This is a genomic window from Klebsiella sp. GG_Kp173 (genome assembly GCF_040062415.1).
Taxonomy (GTDB): Bacteria; Pseudomonadota; Gammaproteobacteria; order Enterobacterales; family Enterobacteriaceae; genus Klebsiella; species Klebsiella quasipneumoniae.
The window spans coordinates 81,052-95,294 of sequence record NZ_JBEAFZ010000080.1; the positions used below are offsets into that span (position 1 = coordinate 81,052).

General features: G+C 58.9%; 14 protein-coding genes. 7 read left to right on the forward strand and 7 right to left on the reverse strand.

All coding sequences use genetic code 11. The features are described from left to right. Window positions 1–7 precede the first annotated feature (7 nt). Window positions 8–655 carry an L-fuculose-phosphate aldolase gene (gene fucA, locus ABLU50_RS18155; RefSeq protein ID WP_002915470.1) on the reverse strand — a complete coding sequence of 216 codons (648 nt, stop codon included), beginning with the start codon at window positions 653–655 and terminating at the stop codon, window positions 8–10. 566 nt (window positions 656–1,221) lie between these two features. Between fucA and fucP the strand changes: the two genes are divergently transcribed. From fucP to fucR, 5 genes are all read left to right on the forward strand, one after another. Beyond that, on the forward strand, window positions 1,222–2,532 hold the full coding sequence (gene fucP / locus ABLU50_RS18160; RefSeq protein ID WP_087833241.1) for an L-fucose:H+ symporter permease: 1,311 nt from the start codon (window positions 1,222–1,224) through the stop codon (window positions 2,530–2,532). A 32-nt stretch (window positions 2,533–2,564) separates the two neighbouring features. Next, the gene (fucI, locus tag ABLU50_RS18165; protein WP_087833240.1) at window positions 2,565–4,340 is read left to right on the forward strand and encodes an L-fucose isomerase; all 1,776 of its coding nucleotides are present in this window, start codon (window positions 2,565–2,567) and stop codon (window positions 4,338–4,340) included. Window positions 4,341–4,447: 107 nt separating this feature from the next. Next, entirely contained in the window at window positions 4,448–5,866 is a 1,419-nt protein-coding gene (gene fucK / locus ABLU50_RS18170; RefSeq protein ID WP_106479229.1) for an L-fuculokinase, read from the forward strand. A gap of 1 nt (window position 5,867) precedes the next feature. Further along, entirely contained in the window at window positions 5,868–6,290 is a 423-nt protein-coding gene (fucU, locus tag ABLU50_RS18175) for an L-fucose mutarotase (protein WP_004205520.1), read from the forward strand. 58 nt (window positions 6,291–6,348) lie between these two features. Then, window positions 6,349–7,059 carry an L-fucose operon activator gene (gene fucR, locus ABLU50_RS18180; protein WP_087833238.1) on the forward strand — a complete coding sequence of 237 codons (711 nt, stop codon included), beginning with the start codon at window positions 6,349–6,351 and terminating at the stop codon, window positions 7,057–7,059. A gap of 52 nt (window positions 7,060–7,111) precedes the next feature. Here the strand turns inward: fucR and rlmM are convergent, their stop codons facing one another. The 4 genes from rlmM to ABLU50_RS18200 form a co-directional block, all read right to left on the reverse strand. Next, window positions 7,112–8,212 (reverse strand): 23S rRNA (cytidine(2498)-2'-O)-methyltransferase RlmM, encoded by a 1,101-nt coding sequence (gene rlmM / locus ABLU50_RS18185; RefSeq protein ID WP_004205518.1) that lies wholly within the window; start codon window positions 8,210–8,212, stop codon window positions 7,112–7,114. After that, a complete protein-coding gene (locus ABLU50_RS18190; protein WP_002915543.1) occupies window positions 8,205–8,600 on the reverse strand; it encodes a DUF423 domain-containing protein in 396 nt (131 codons plus the stop codon). Before ABLU50_RS18190 ends, rlmM begins: the two co-directional genes overlap by 8 nt. 19 nt (window positions 8,601–8,619) lie before the next feature. Beyond that, complete coding sequence (gcvA, locus tag ABLU50_RS18195; protein WP_002915545.1) at window positions 8,620–9,537, reverse strand: glycine cleavage system transcriptional regulator GcvA; 918 nt, start codon at window positions 9,535–9,537, stop codon at window positions 8,620–8,622. 351 nt (window positions 9,538–9,888) lie between these two features. Further along, window positions 9,889–10,113 carry a YgdI/YgdR family lipoprotein gene (locus ABLU50_RS18200; RefSeq protein ID WP_002915549.1) on the reverse strand — a complete coding sequence of 75 codons (225 nt, stop codon included), beginning with the start codon at window positions 10,111–10,113 and terminating at the stop codon, window positions 9,889–9,891. Between the two features lie 197 nt (window positions 10,114–10,310). Here ABLU50_RS18200 and csdA point away from each other — a divergent pair, with 197 nt between their 5' ends. Together csdA and csdE are read left to right on the forward strand one after the other, a co-directional pair. Beyond that, complete coding sequence (gene csdA / locus ABLU50_RS18205; RefSeq protein WP_004205516.1) at window positions 10,311–11,516, forward strand: cysteine desulfurase CsdA; 1,206 nt, start codon at window positions 10,311–10,313, stop codon at window positions 11,514–11,516. Further along, window positions 11,516–11,947 carry a cysteine desulfurase sulfur acceptor subunit CsdE gene (gene csdE / locus ABLU50_RS18210; RefSeq protein ID WP_043520790.1) on the forward strand — a complete coding sequence of 144 codons (432 nt, stop codon included), beginning with the start codon at window positions 11,516–11,518 and terminating at the stop codon, window positions 11,945–11,947. Before csdA ends, csdE begins: the two co-directional genes overlap by 1 nt. Before the next feature lie 26 nt (window positions 11,948–11,973). Here the strand turns inward: csdE and tcdA are convergent, their stop codons facing one another. After that, window positions 11,974–12,795, reverse strand: coding sequence for a tRNA cyclic N6-threonylcarbamoyladenosine(37) synthase TcdA (gene tcdA / locus ABLU50_RS18215; RefSeq protein WP_043520792.1), 822 nt, complete (start codon window positions 12,793–12,795; stop codon window positions 11,974–11,976). Between the two features lie 87 nt (window positions 12,796–12,882). Next, window positions 12,883–13,980 (reverse strand): murein transglycosylase A, encoded by a 1,098-nt coding sequence (mltA, locus tag ABLU50_RS18220; protein WP_087833237.1) that lies wholly within the window; start codon window positions 13,978–13,980, stop codon window positions 12,883–12,885. Between the last annotated feature and the right edge of the window lie 263 nt (window positions 13,981–14,243).

Genomic DNA, 14,243 nt, shown 5'->3' on the forward strand with positions numbered 1-14,243 from the left:
TGCGGCATCACTCTTCAATGCGTAATCCGTAGGTTTTAAACTTCTCCAGCACGATGGCGATCGCCTCGTCATCCAGCACGGGGACCGGGTCGGTAATCGCCAGGGTGCTGAGATAGAGCTGGGCCAAGACTTCCACTTCATGCGCCAGCCAGAGCGCTTTCTCCAGGCTGGCCTCGCAGGCGATCAGGCCATGATGCTGCAGCAACGTGGCTTTGCGGTGCTTCAGCGCCACCGCGACATGCTCAGACAGTTCGCGTGTGCCGAAGGTGGCATAGGGCGCGCAGGGGATCGAATTCCCGCCGGCGGCGGCGATCATATAGTGGATGGCCGGAATTGGCCGGTTGAGGATCGACACCGCCGTACAATGGACTGCGTGATTGTGAACTACCGCCTGGGCATCGGGCCGCGTCTGGTAGGCCGCCTGATGGAAACGCCATTCGCTGGAGGGCAGTTTTCCCTGCTCATGCTGGCCGTCGGCATCAATAAAGACGATCTTGTCTTCCGTCAGTTTTTCATACGGGATGCCGGTGGGCGTGATCAGCATCCCCCCCTGATAGCGCACGCTGACATTGCCGGCGGTCCCCTGATTTAACCCCAGGCGGGTCATTTCCAGGCAGGTATCGATAATCTGCCGGGCCAGTCTGTTTCTTTCCATTGTTTTCCTCTTTTAGCGACTCATCATCCGTCAACGGCAGGGCAACGTAATTATTGTTGGCGACCGTGGGATAGGTTGAATAATGTTATCCATCTTCAGCCTGAATAATCGCAGGGGAATTTCCATCGCCATATTTTGTGAGCCACGTCAATTATTCCATCATAAAAAAAGGGATGTGACTGGTTAAGCGGATGTTGAAAATGCCCGTTCTTAAAAATATTTCTTCAAGCGGGCATTTTATTTTTTTGTAACATTTGCCCGTTTTCCACGATATATATTCAATCGGTCATTGGCGTTGTGGTTTTGTGAATTTATTTCCTCAAACGGTCAGTCATTTTGAAAAATTAAAGTGACAATTATCACATAAAATGGTCCACAGAGCGTTAAGTGTGACCCTCATCATATTAACAGGCGGTTTTTATTTGAAAATGAAGCCATGAGTTCCGCCGTGACTTTCATTTCACTCACCGGCGCGTCACCTGAGCTCACTTAATTTTGCGGTCTGCTGCAGCACCAGACTGCGCCCTGAATGCTGTTGTAAATGCTTCTGAACTGATGAGGACGCTATGGGAAACACAACGATACCAACGCAAAGTTACCGCGCCATGGAGAGCGGGCAAAGTAAGAGCTACATTATTCCTTTTGCTCTGCTGTGCTCCCTCTTTTTTCTGTGGGCCGTGGCCAATAATCTCAATGATATTTTATTACCGCAGTTTCAACAGGCCTTTACCCTGACTAATTTTCAGGCCGGATTAATCCAGTCGGCTTTTTATTTTGGCTATTTTATTATTCCCATCCCCGCCGGGATGCTGATGAAAAAATTCAGCTATAAAGCCGGCATTCTTACGGGTCTGTTTTTATATGCTTGCGGCGCCGCGCTGTTCTGGCCTGCCGCCGAAGTAATGAATTACACCTTATTCCTGATTGGGTTATTTATTATCGCCGCCGGGCTTGGCTGTCTGGAAACTGCGGCCAACCCATTTGTCACCGTCCTCGGTCCGGAAAGCGGCGGTCACTTCCGCCTGAATCTGGCCCAGACCTTTAACTCATTTGGCGCCATTATTGCCGTGGTATTTGGCCAGAGCCTTATTTTGTCCAACGTCCCGCATCAGCCGCAGGAGGTGCTGGATAAAATGACGCCAGAGCAGCTCGGCGCCTGGAAGCACAGCCTGGTCCTGTCGGTACAAACCCCCTATATGATTATCGTGGCCATCGTGCTGCTGGTCGCCCTGCTGATCGTCTGTACCCGTTTCCCGTCGCTGCAAAGCGATGACCACAGCGACAGCGCGCAGAGCACGTTTCTCGCCTCGCTGTCGCGCCTGATGCGCATCCGCCACTGGCGCTGGGCGGTACTGGCTCAGTTCTGCTATGTCGGTGCGCAAACCGCATGCTGGAGCTATCTGATTCGCTACGCTGTCGAAGAGATCCCGGGCATGACGGCCGGTTTCGCCGCCAACTACCTGACCGGCACCATGGTCTGTTTCTTTATTGGCCGTTTCACCGGCACCTGGCTGATCCGCCGCTTCGCGCCGCATAACGTGCTGGCGGTCTATGCGCTTATCGCCATGCTGCTCTGTCTGCTCTCCGCCTTCAGCGGCGGCCACGTCGGTCTGCTGGCCCTGACCCTGTGCAGCGCCTTTATGTCCATTCAGTACCCGACCATCTTCTCGTTGGGGATTAAGCGCCTGGGCCAGGACACCAAATATGGCTCGTCATTTATCGTCATGACCATCATCGGCGGCGGGATCGTCACCCCAGTGATGGGCTTTGTCAGCGACGCCGCCGGCAATATCCCGACCGCCGAACTGGTCCCGGCGCTGTGCTTCGCCATCATCTTTATTTTTGCCCGTTTCCGCTCGCAAGCGGCGACGAACTAAACCTGTTATCCGCATAACCTGAGGGATCTGTAATGAAAAAAATCAGCTTACCGAAGATCGGTATCCGCCCGGTAATCGATGGTCGTCGCATGGGGGTCCGCGAATCGCTGGAAGCGCAAACCATGAACATGGCGAAAGCCACCGCCGCGCTTATCAGTGAGAAGCTGCGCCATGCCTGCGGCGCCCGGGTGGAGTGTGTGATCGCCGATACCTGCATCGCCGGCATGGCCGAGTCGGCCGCCTGTGAAGAGAAATTCAGCAGCCAGAACGTTGGCGTCACCATCACCGTCACCCCCTGTTGGTGCTACGGCAGCGAAACCATCGATATGGATCCGCTGCGCCCGAAGGCCATCTGGGGCTTCAACGGCACCGAGCGTCCGGGAGCGGTCTATCTGGCCGCGGCGCTGGCGGCCCACAGCCAGAAAGGGATCCCGGCGTTCTCCATCTACGGGCATGATGTGCAGGATGCCGATGACACCTCGATCCCGGCGGATGTCGAAGAAAAACTGTTGCGCTTCGCTCGCGCTGGCCTGGCGGTCGCCAGTATGAAAGGGAAAAGCTATCTGTCGCTGGGCGGCGTCTCAATGGGCATCGCCGGCTCCATCGTCGACCACAACTTCTTTGAATCCTGGCTCGGGATGAAGGTTCAGGCTGTCGACATGACGGAGCTGCGCCGGCGAATCGATCAGAAAATCTATGATGAAACCGAGCTGGAGATGGCGCTGGCGTGGGCGGATAAACATTTCCGCTACGGCGAAGATCAGAACGCCGAGCAGTATAAGCGCAATGAGGCGCAGAGCCGCGCGGTGCTGAAAGAGAGCCTGCTGATGGCGATGTGCATCCGCGACATGATGCAGGGCAACGCGAAGCTGGCGGAAAAAGGGCTGGTGGAGGAGTCGCTGGGCTACAACGCCATCGCCGCCGGCTTCCAGGGCCAGCGTCACTGGACCGATCAATACCCCAATGGCGATACCGCCGAAGCGCTGCTCAATAGCTCCTTTGACTGGAACGGGGTGCGCGAACCGTTTGTCGTCGCTACCGAAAACGACAGCCTCAACGGCGTGGCCATGCTGATGGGCCATCAGCTCACCGGCACCGCCCAGGTGTTTGCCGACGTGCGCACCTACTGGTCGCCGGAGGCCGTAGAGCGCGTCACCGGGCAGCCGCTCACCGGCCGGGCGGAGCACGGCATCATTCACCTGATTAACTCCGGCTCCGCAGCGCTGGACGGCTCCTGCCAGCAGCGCGACGCGCAGGGCAACCCAACGATGAAACCTCACTGGGAGATTGAGCAGAACGAGGCGGATGCCTGCCTCGCGGCCACCGAATGGTGCCCGGCGATCCATGAATACTTCCGCGGCGGCGGCTTCTCTTCCCGCTTCCTGACCGAAGGCGGCGTGCCGTTCACCATGACCCGGGTGAACATCATCAAAGGCCTGGGACCGGTACTGCAAATCGCCGAAGGCTGGAGCGTGGCGCTGCCCAAAGCGATGCACGACCAGCTCGACGCCCGCACCAACTCCACCTGGCCCACCACCTGGTTTGCCCCGCGCCTGACCGGCAAAGGCCCGTTCAGCGATGTGTACTCGGTCATGGCTAACTGGGGCGCCAACCACGGCGTGCTGACCATCGGCCATGTCGGCGCGGATTTCATTACCCTCGCCGCCATGCTGCGTATTCCGGTCTGCATGCACAACGTGGAAGAGGCGAAAATCTACCGCCCCTCCGCCTGGGCCGCGCACGGTATGGACATCGAAGGCCAGGACTACCGCGCCTGCCAGAACTACGGGCCGCTGTATAAGCGTTAACAGGTGGGTTTAGCCCGGTGGCGCAGGCTTACCGGGCCTACAGACGCGCGCTGTTTGTAGGCCGGATAAGCACCGCGCCATTCGGCAATGTTGTTTCGGGAGTCACTATGAAGCAAGACGTAATCCTGGTCCTCGACTGCGGCGCCACGAACGTGCGGGCGATGGCCGTTGACCGACAGGGGAACATTATCGCCCGCGCCGCAACGGCGAACGCCAGCGACATTGCGGCGGAAAAAAGCGACTGGCACCAGTGGTCGCTGGAGGCCATTATGCAGCGCTTTGCCGACTGCTGTCGGCAGATCCATGACCAGCTGGCCTCCTGCACGGTGCGCGGCATCACCGTCACAACCTTTGGCGTCGATGGCGCGCTGGTGGATGAGCAGGGTGCGCTGCTGTATCCGATAATCAGCTGGAAATGCCCGCGCACCGCGGCGGTAATGGACACCATCAGCCGGTATATGTCCGCGCGCCAGCTGCAGCAAATCGCCGGCGTCGGCGCCTTTGCATTCAACACCCTGTATAAGCTGATCTGGCTGAAAGAGAACCACCCGCAGCTGCTGACGCAGGCCCATGCCTGGCTGTTTATTTCGTCGCTGATCAACCATCGGCTGACCGGGGAGTTCACCACCGACCTCACCATGGCGGGCACCAGCCAGATGCTCGATCTCCGACAGCGCGATTTCAGCGCGCCGATCCTGCAGGCGACGGGCCTGCCGCGCCGCCTGTTCCCGCAGCTGGTTGAAGCAGGCCAGCCGATCGGCGCCCTGCTGCCGGAGGCCGCTGCGCTGCTGGGCCTTCCCGTCGGGGTCCCGGTTATCTCGGCCGGGCACGACACCCAGTTCGCCCTGTTTGGCGCCGGCGCCGGGCAGGATGAGCCGGTGCTCTCCTCAGGGACCTGGGAGATCCTGATGGTGCGCAGCGCGCAGGTCGACACCTCGCTGCTCTGCGACTACAGCGGCTCCACTTGCGAGCTGGACAGCCAGCCGGGACGCTATAACCCGGGGATGCAGTGGCTGGCCTCCGGCGTGCTCGAGTGGGTGCGCAAGCTACTGTGGAACACTGACACGCCGTGGCAAACGCTGATTGACGAAGCGCAGGCGATCCCGCCCGGCGCCCAGGGCGTCAGAATGCAGTGCGACCTGCTCGCCAGCCAGCACGCCGGCTGGCAGGGCGTCACGCTCAACACCACCCGCGGCCATTTTTACCGCGCCGCGCTGGAGGGGTTAAGCGACCAGCTGGCGAAGCATCTGCAAACCCTGGAAAACATCGGCCGCTTCCGGGCGCAAGAGCTGCTGCTGGTCGGCGGCGGCAGCCGCAACGCGCTGTGGAACCAGATCAAGGCTGACCGGCTGGGAATACCGATCAAAGTTCTCGACGATGCCGAAACCACGGTGGCCGGCGCGGCGATGTTTGGCTGGTATGGCGTGGGCGAGTTCTCTTCCCCGGAACAGGCCAGAGCGCAGGTCGCGTACCGCTACCGCTATTTTTGGCCGCAAACTGAACCTGAATTAACAGAGGAAGTCTGAGATGCTCAAAACCATTTCCCCGCTGATATCGCCGGAACTGCTGAAAGTGCTGGCCGAAATGGGCCATGGGGATGAAATTATTTTTTCCGATGCCCACTTCCCGGCGCACAGCATGGGTCCGCAGGTGATTCGGGCCGACGGCCTGCGGGTCAGCGATCTGCTGCAGGCGATTATCCCGTTGTTCGAGTTAGACAGCTATGCGCCGCCGCTGGTGATGATGGCCGCCGTCGAAGGCGATGCGCTCGACCCGACGGTGGAACAGCGCTATCGGCAGGCGCTTTCGGCGCAGGTCCCCTGCCCGGATATCGTGCGGATTGACCGCTTTGCCTTCTACGACCGGGCGCAAAAAGCCTTTGCGATCGTTATCACAGGAGAGTGCGCTAAGTACGGAAATATCCTTTTAAAAAAAGGAGTCACGCCGTAATCTCATGCCGGAGCGTCTGCCTGATGCAGACGCTCAATCAATGATGGGGTGAGAATAAATGAAAGCGGCCCGCCAGCAGGCGATCGTCGATCTCCTGATCAACCACAGCAGCCTGACCACCGAAACGTTGTCAAAACAGCTCAACGTCAGCAGGGAAACCATTCGCCGCGATCTCAGCGAGCTGCAGGCGCAGGGCAAAGTGCTGCGCAACCACGGCCGGGCTAAAGTGATCCACCAGCGCAGCCAGGACAGCGGCGACCCTTTTCACATGCGGCTGAAAAGCCATTACGCGCATAAAGCCGATATCGCCCGCGAAGCGCTGGCCTGGGTTGACGAAGGGATGGTCATCGCCCTCGATGCCAGCTCCACTTGCTGGTATCTCGCCCGCCAGCTGCCGGACCGCCCGCTGCACGTCTTTACCAACAGCCAGCCCATCTGTCAGGAGCTGGCTAAACGCGACCAGATCATGCTCACCTGCTCCGGCGGTACTCTGCAGCGGAAATATGGCTGCTACGTTAACCCGGCGCTGATTTCCCAGCTGAAATCGCTGGAGATCGATCTGTTTATTTTTTCCTGCGAAGGCATCGACCCGCAGGGCGCGCTGTGGGACTCCAATGCCTTCAATGCCGACTTCAAATCGATCCTGCTTAAGCGGGCGGCGCAGTCGCTGCTGCTGATCGACAAAAGCAAGTTCAACCGCTCCGGCGAAGCGAGGATTGGTCATCTGGATGAGGTGACGCATATTGTGTCGGATGCGCCGCAGCCTTAAGCATGCGGCGAAGGCCAGAGGACATGCGCGTCTCTGGCCTCAAGGTGAGTGATTAACGCTCGTCGCGACGTCCGCCAACGGCGGCCCACAGGCGACGCACGTGGACGGTCACCTCTTCACGATCGTGATACAGCTGACGCGCCTGGATCTGGGCGTTAACGCCGTGCTCGTCCAGTTGGGCCTGAATGTAGGCCAGATTCTGCGACACCTCTTCATAGCGCTTTTTCATCGGCAGCTTGAGGTTGAAGATGGTCTCCCGGCACCAGCCGTTGACCAGCCACTGCGCCATCAGCGCCGCCACTTTCGCTGGCTTTTCCACCATATCGCAGACCATCCACGAGATGTTGTTGCGGTTAGGACGATAGCGGAAACCGTCTTCACGCAGCCAGGTCACCTGGCCGGTATCCATCAGGCTCTGGGCCATCGGGCCGTTATCGACCGAAGAGACCCACATGTTGCGCTTCACCAGCTGATAGGTCCAGCCGCCCGGGCAGGCGCCGAGGTCAACGGCATACATGCCGTTCGCCAGGCGCTCATCCCACTCGTCCGCCGGAATAAAGACGTGGAACGCCTCTTCCAGCTTGAGGGTGGAGCGGCTCGGCGCGTCGGACGGAAACTTCAGCCGCGGAATGCCCATATAGAACGGCGAGTTATTGTTACTGTACGAGTAGCCGGTATAGCAGCAGCCCGGGGCGATAAAGAACACATGCACCACCGGACGCTTCGGCGTTTCATAGCTGGTCAGGACGCCCGCTTCGCGCAGCGCCGCGCGCAGCGGCACGGTAAACTTGCGGCAGAACTTCATCAGCTCTTTGCTTTCGTTGGTGTCCGCCACCTCGACGCGCAAATCGCCGCCCTTCTCCACCACGCCCTGCAGCATGCCGACGATCGGCGTAATGCGATCCTCCGGCGGCAGGTCGCGCAGCAGTTCGCCCACCACAAACATCTGGCGGGCGAAGATCAGCGAGCTGAACGGCAGATCGCGCACCAGCTTCTCGCCATCATCCTGCTGATAGCCTTCAAAAATCACATAGCCAGAGTCTTCTTTGACCCGGGCGAAACCAAACACCTCGAGGCGGGCTGCCTTATCGGTAATTTCTGCTGCGCACTCTTTCTCAAACCCAGGGCGACAATAGAGGACAACCTTATTCATGAACAACGCCCTTACGTTTCAGACGAATTGCACCAATTAACATTAACACCCAGCCGGCGAGGAAGCTCACGCCGCCCACCGGGGTCACGAACGCCCACAGGCGTAAATGAGAGAGCGCCAGGCAGTAGAGGCTGCCGCTGAACAGCACGGTCCCTAACGCCAGAAACACGCTGCTCCAGTAGAACCAGATACTGATCCGACGCTGCATCGCCACCGCCAGACCAAAAATCGCCAGGGTATGGAAGGCCTGATACTCCAGGCCGGTATGGATCCAGGCCATCTCCGCCGCGCCGAGCGATTGACTTAAGACATGCGCGCCGAAGGCACCCAGAGCCACAAAGATAAAGCCGCTAATCGCGGCGAATATCAGCATAAAACGGCTGGTCATGTTGTTACCCTACAAGTAATTATTGTTCATAACGAAAGCGGAATTTTTCTTGTTCACTTGCCGCTTTCGCCAGAATCCACTGCCGGAAAGCGGCTATTTTACCCAGTTCTGCCTGACTGTCATGGCAAACAAGGTAAAACGCATTCTTACTGACCAGAACATCATTAAATGGGCACACCAGGCGACCGGCTTCAATTTCGGACTGCGCCATGACATTGTTGGCCAGCGCCACGCCCTGCCCGTGAATGGCCGCCTGCAGCACCATCGCGCTGTGGCTGAAAATCGGCCCCTGCTGCACATTAATATGGCTTAGACCAAGCTGGCGGGTATAAGTTTGCCAGTCGCGGCGGGACGCATCGTGAAGCAGCGTATGTTGCGCCAGATCGGCAGGCGTTTTCAATGCTTTATCGCCGGTGAGCAGCAGCGGGGAACAGACCGGCAGCAGATATTCGGCGTACAGTTTTTCCACACGCAGGCCCGGCCAGTTGCCGCGACCGTAAAAAATCGCCACATCGACATCGTCCGCCAGCTTATCCTCCTGACGGTCCACCGCCTGGATCCTGACGTCGATTCCCGGATAAGCTGAGTTAAAGCTTGTCAGTCTCGGCACCAGCCACTGGATGGCGAAACTTGGCAATAAACTGACCGTTAATGCCCCTTTGGCGCTGCGCGCCTGCAGTTTACGCGTCGCTTCCGTCAGTTGCGAAAAAATCTCTTTAATATCCTGAAAATAGCTCTGCCCTTCTTCCGTTAACAGCAGCGAACGATTGCGCCGACGGAACAGCTTAAGGCCCAGAAAATCCTCGAGAGACTTGATTTGGTGGCTGACTGCGGCCTGCGTCACAAAAAGCTCATCGGCTGCCCGAGTGAAGCTGAGATGGCGTGCGGCTGCATCAAAAACACGTAATGCATTCAGAGGAGGTAATCGCTTCGACATGGTTATTCTGGCTTAGATGTTAACTCAATTTAACAAATAGGAAACAATGGTTAACCTATTAGTTTTTTTTATCTGAGCCATTATAAATTGTCCGTTGAGGTTCTACCAGCAAATACCTATAGTGGCGGCACTTCCTGAGCCGGAACGAGAAGCTTTTTTTGGAATGCGTGTTCCATCAAGCTTTTGGCTTACGGTTGTGATGTTGTGTTGTTGTGTTTGCAATTGGTCTGTCTTTGCAGACCCCGGTAGCAAGGCTACCCCTTTTCACTTCCTGTACATTTACCCTGTCTGTCCATAGTGATTTAATGTAGCACCGCAACGCGCGGTGCTTTTTTTTGCCTTTTTACTGCCTTACTCGTCCAGCTCACCCAGCTGTTTCACGTCAGAGCGATTGATCTGCTGTTTGTTGCCCCACGCGTCCTTATACGAGATCATGCCAGTATCATTATCGGTTTGCGGTTTCCCGTCGGTAACGATGGTCCGCCCATCATTGGTATGCATCACATAGTTAGAGGAACAGGCGCTCAGGCCTAAAGTCAGCATACAGGCAGAGATAATCGCAGCGGCCTTAGTCATTTTCATTTTTCTCTCCTTACGGCTATTTATACTATTCGTGACTCGTTAAGTAATAGGTTAAAACACAAACCCAACACTTTTCAGCATAACCCTCTTTGACCCACGTGGAGTCACATTCGGACAATTCCACAGAGCGCAGAGGCCTTGTCACGCCCGACAAATTGCGCGACGATCGCGGTATTGATACGAGGAATTCCATGAACGCATTCAACCCTGCGCACTTTCGCGCGCAGTTTCCGGCTCTGGCCGATGCCGGCGTCTATCTCGACAGCGCGGCGACGGCGCTCAAACCGCAGGCGGTGATCGACGCCAGCGACCAGTTTTATCGCCTGAGCGCCGGCAACGTCCACCGCAGTCAATTCGCCGCCGCCCAGCGGCTGACCGAGCGCTATGAGGCGGCCCGCGAGCGCGTGGCGGCGTGGCTGAACGCCCCCTCCGGCAAAGATATCGTCTGGACGCGGGGGACCACCGAGGCCATCAATATGGTGGCGCAGAGCTACGTCCGGCCGCGCCTGCAGCCTGGCGATGAAATTCTCGTTAGCGAAGCCGAGCATCATGCCAACCTCGTGCCCTGGCTGATGGTGGCCGGGCAAACCGGCGCCAGAGTGGTCAAGCTGCCGCTCGGCGCCGACCGCCTGCCGGATATCGCCAGCCTCAGCGCGCTCATCACCCCGCGCAGCCGGGTGCTGGCCATCGGCCAGATGTCCAACGTCACCGGCGGCTGCCCGGACCTGGCTCAGGCCATCCGCCTTGCTCACGCCGCCGGGATGGTGGTGATGGTCGACGGCGCGCAGGGGGCGGTACATTTCCCCGCGGACGTGCAGGCGCTGGATATCGATTTTTACGCCTTTTCCGGCCATAAGCTGTATGGCCCGACCGGGATCGGCGCCCTGTACGGCAAAAGCGAACTGCTGGCGGCGATGTCGCCCTGGCTCGGCGGCGGGAAGATGATCGCCGAAGTCAGCTTTGACGGCTTTACGCCGCAGCCGGCGCCCTATGGCCTTGAGGCCGGTACGCCCAATGTCGCCGGGGTTATCGGCCTCAGCGCCGCGCTGGAGTGGCTGGCGCAGAGCGATATCGGCCAGGCGGAAAACTGGAGCCGCAGCCTGGCGAGCCTGGCGGAAGAGGCGCTGGCGAAACGGCCGGGCTTCCGCTCTTTCCGCTGCCAGCAGTCAAGCCTGCTCGCCTTTGAGTTCGACGGTATTCATCACAGCGATCTGGTGACGCTGCTGGCCGAGTCCGGCATTGCCCTGCGCGCCGGGCAGCACTGCGCCCAGCCGCTGCTGGCGGCTTTAGGAGTCAGCGGCACGCTGCGGGCCTCTTTCGCCCCCTACAATACCCAAGACGATGTTGCAGCGCTGGTCCACGCGGTGGATCGCGCCCTGGAAATTTTGGTGGATTAATGACGACCCTGCACCCCTTCGGCACGACCATTACCGACGCCACGCTGCGCCAGACCTTCGCCCCGCTGAACCAGTGGGAGGATAAATATCGGCAGCTGATTTTATTGGGCAAAAAGCTGCCGACGCTGACCGATGAGCGCAAAGCGCAGGCCCATGAGATTGCCGGGTGTGAGAACCGCGTCTGGCTGGGCTATGAGGAGGACGCCGAGGGCAGGCTGCACTTCTTTGGCGACAGCGAAGGAAGGATTGTGCGCGGTCTGCTGGCGGTACTTTTAACCGCCGTGGAAGGAAAAACCCGCGCCGGGATCCTGGCGCAGGATCCGCTGGCGCTGTTCGACGAGCTGGGGCTGCGCGGCCAGCTCAGCGCCTCGCGCAGCCAGGGCCTCAGCGCCCTGAGCGAGGCGGTGCTCGCCGCCGCCCGCGAGCGCTAATCTCAAGCTTTCGCTTACCCGCCGAACTACTTCCCGGAAGCCGCAGCGTCGCGCTGCGCTTTCGCCAGCATCTTCTTCAGGGCATGCGACACCGCGACAAAACCAAAGGTCGCGGTCACCATCGTCGCGGCGCCAAACCCGGATGCGCAGTCCATCCGCTTCGGTCCTTCCGCCGTGCTCTTCATCGCGCAGACACTGCCGTCCGCCTGCGGGTAGACCAGCGCTTCCGTAGAGAATACGCAGTCCACGCCGAGCTTGCCTTTACTGTTTTTCACCACCCCAAACTGGCTTTTCAGCCGCTCGCGCAGTTTAGCCGCCAGCGGATCCTGGATGGTCTTCGCCAGGTCAGCGACCTGGATCTGCGTTGGGTCAATCTGGCCGCCTGCCCCGCCGGTGGTGACCAGCGGCACTTTGTAGCGGCGGCACCAGGCGATAAGCGCCGCTTTTGGCCGGACGCTATCGATGGCGTCGATGACATAGCTGAAGCCGGCACCCAGGTATTCAGCCACGTTTTCCGGGGTTACGAAATCATCCACCACCGTCACCCGACACTCCGGGTTGATCAGGCGAATACGTTCCGCCATCACCTCCGCTTTCGCCAGCCCGACGTTGCCGCTGAGGGCGTGGATCTGGCGGTTGGTATTGGTAACGCAGACATCGTCCATATCGATAAGGGTGATCGCCCCGATGCCGGTCCGCGCCAGCGCTTCCGCCGCCCACGAGCCGACCCCGCCGATCCCGACCACGCAGACGTGGGCGTCGGCAAAACATTGCAGCGCTTTTTCACCATATAAACGTGCCGTACCGCCAAAACGCTGGCGCCAGGCATCGCTGATTACAACAGACATAGAACCTCAGAACAAAATGACAGCGCCCGGAGGCCGCCGCAAACGGCGTCATCCGGGCGCCCTGGTCAACAGGCACGGCCAGGAGTGTTAGCCGCTAAAAACATTTCCCGCGCCTGGCGCGTTTTTCAGCACCCATACGCGGCCGTAGTGGTTATACCAGCCGGCACGGTGGCCAGCGTCAGGCCCAATGCCCTGATAGATGTCGAAATGCTGGCCTTTGATGGCCCCGCCAACGTCGAGGGCGACCATCAGACGCAGTTCGTACTGGCCGTTAAACTTGCCGTTATTATCCAGCAGAGGTACCTCGGCCAGCAAGGTGGTTCCCGGCGGAATAATCGACCGGTCGGAGGCCACCGAGGCGCGGCCGATCAGCGGCACGGCGCTGGCGCCTTTCACCGGCGCGAAAGACTGTGGTTTAAAGAACACGAACGACGGGTTCTGCTCCAGCAGCTCGCGCACTTCCGCTTCGCTGTGCTTTTCACCCCACTCGCGGATCGCCTGCATCGACATATCTTCTTTCTTCACTTCCCCGCGGTCGATCAGCACTTTGCCGATGCTGCGATAGGGCCAGCCGTTTTTCCCGGCATAGCTAAAGAAGTTGAGCGGCGAACCGTCGCCAAAATCGATATAGCCGCTGCCCTGCACGTCCATGATGAAGTTATCCATCAGCGAATTGCTGTACGCCAGCACATAGTTGTCGCTCAGCGCGCCGGCATAAATGCTGGCGCGGGACGGCAGCTTGCCGCGCTTCGGCGGCATCCGGTAAATGGGGTACTGGAATTCGCCCTGACGGGTGTGGCGCGCCTGCACCACCGGCGTGTAGTAGCCGGTAAACTGGACGTTGCCATAGTTGTCGACGCCCTGCATCTGCCAGGCGTCGATGCCAAACTGGCGCAGCGTGCGGGTGTCGCCGCCGGCGCGCAGCCACTCCTGCAGCGCGTTATAGACGTTGCTCTGGCTGTTATAGAGGCGCGGAGAGGCGTTACGAATTTGATTAATCTGCTCGGAGAAGTCGCCGGCGTTGATCGGCGCCCCGACGGCATCCGGCTGGTTTACCAGTGAAAACGGCTGGGTGAACTTGCCATCGCTATATTGCTGACCGCGGTCGGTCGGTTTTGAGGAACAGGCGGCGAGCATAGCCAGCATTGCCCCCGTCGCTACGTATTTTGCCCAACGTCCTTTCATGGTGTCTCATCTTTTGCTGCGAAGCCTTAGTGCGTGTTGAAGATAACAAAGCGCCAGAGCTATTGAAATGCGCGATCTCATCGATGGCACAGATTTGTGTAAAAAAACACCACAACGTGGCGTTTTATAAGCCAATTCTTACAAAAATGTCGATTTGGTCGAAAAAAGGTTGCATCATCTCGCTAGCGGAGTATAGTGCGCTTCCACGGACGCGGGGTGGAGCAGCCTGGTAGCTCGTCGGGCTCATAACCCGAAGGTCGTCG

What these genes read in the sequence shown, in the direction of transcription:
- rlmM (WP_004205518.1), bottom strand. Translation starts at nt 8,212, where the DNA reads ATGAATAAGGTTGTCCTCTATTGTCGCCCTGGGTTTGAGAAAGAGTGC.
- mltA (WP_087833237.1), bottom strand. Translation starts at nt 13,980, where the DNA reads ATGAAAGGACGTTGGGCAAAATACGTAGCGACGGGGGCAATGCTGGCT.
- fucK (WP_106479229.1), top strand. Translation starts at nt 4,448, where the DNA reads ATGAAGCAAGACGTAATCCTGGTCCTCGACTGCGGCGCCACGAACGTG.
- tcdA (WP_043520792.1), bottom strand. Translation starts at nt 12,795, where the DNA reads ATGTCTGTTGTAATCAGCGATGCCTGGCGCCAGCGTTTTGGCGGTACG.
- csdA (WP_004205516.1), top strand. Translation starts at nt 10,311, where the DNA reads ATGAACGCATTCAACCCTGCGCACTTTCGCGCGCAGTTTCCGGCTCTG.
- fucR (WP_087833238.1), top strand. Translation starts at nt 6,349, where the DNA reads ATGAAAGCGGCCCGCCAGCAGGCGATCGTCGATCTCCTGATCAACCAC.
- fucU (WP_004205520.1), top strand. Translation starts at nt 5,868, where the DNA reads ATGCTCAAAACCATTTCCCCGCTGATATCGCCGGAACTGCTGAAAGTG.
- fucP (WP_087833241.1), top strand. Translation starts at nt 1,222, where the DNA reads ATGGGAAACACAACGATACCAACGCAAAGTTACCGCGCCATGGAGAGC.
- ABLU50_RS18190 (WP_002915543.1), bottom strand. Translation starts at nt 8,600, where the DNA reads ATGACCAGCCGTTTTATGCTGATATTCGCCGCGATTAGCGGCTTTATC.
- fucA (WP_002915470.1), bottom strand. Translation starts at nt 655, where the DNA reads ATGGAAAGAAACAGACTGGCCCGGCAGATTATCGATACCTGCCTGGAA.
- csdE (WP_043520790.1), top strand. Translation starts at nt 11,516, where the DNA reads ATGACGACCCTGCACCCCTTCGGCACGACCATTACCGACGCCACGCTG.
- ABLU50_RS18200 (WP_002915549.1), bottom strand. Translation starts at nt 10,113, where the DNA reads ATGACTAAGGCCGCTGCGATTATCTCTGCCTGTATGCTGACTTTAGGC.
- fucI (WP_087833240.1), top strand. Translation starts at nt 2,565, where the DNA reads ATGAAAAAAATCAGCTTACCGAAGATCGGTATCCGCCCGGTAATCGAT.
- gcvA (WP_002915545.1), bottom strand. Translation starts at nt 9,537, where the DNA reads ATGTCGAAGCGATTACCTCCTCTGAATGCATTACGTGTTTTTGATGCA.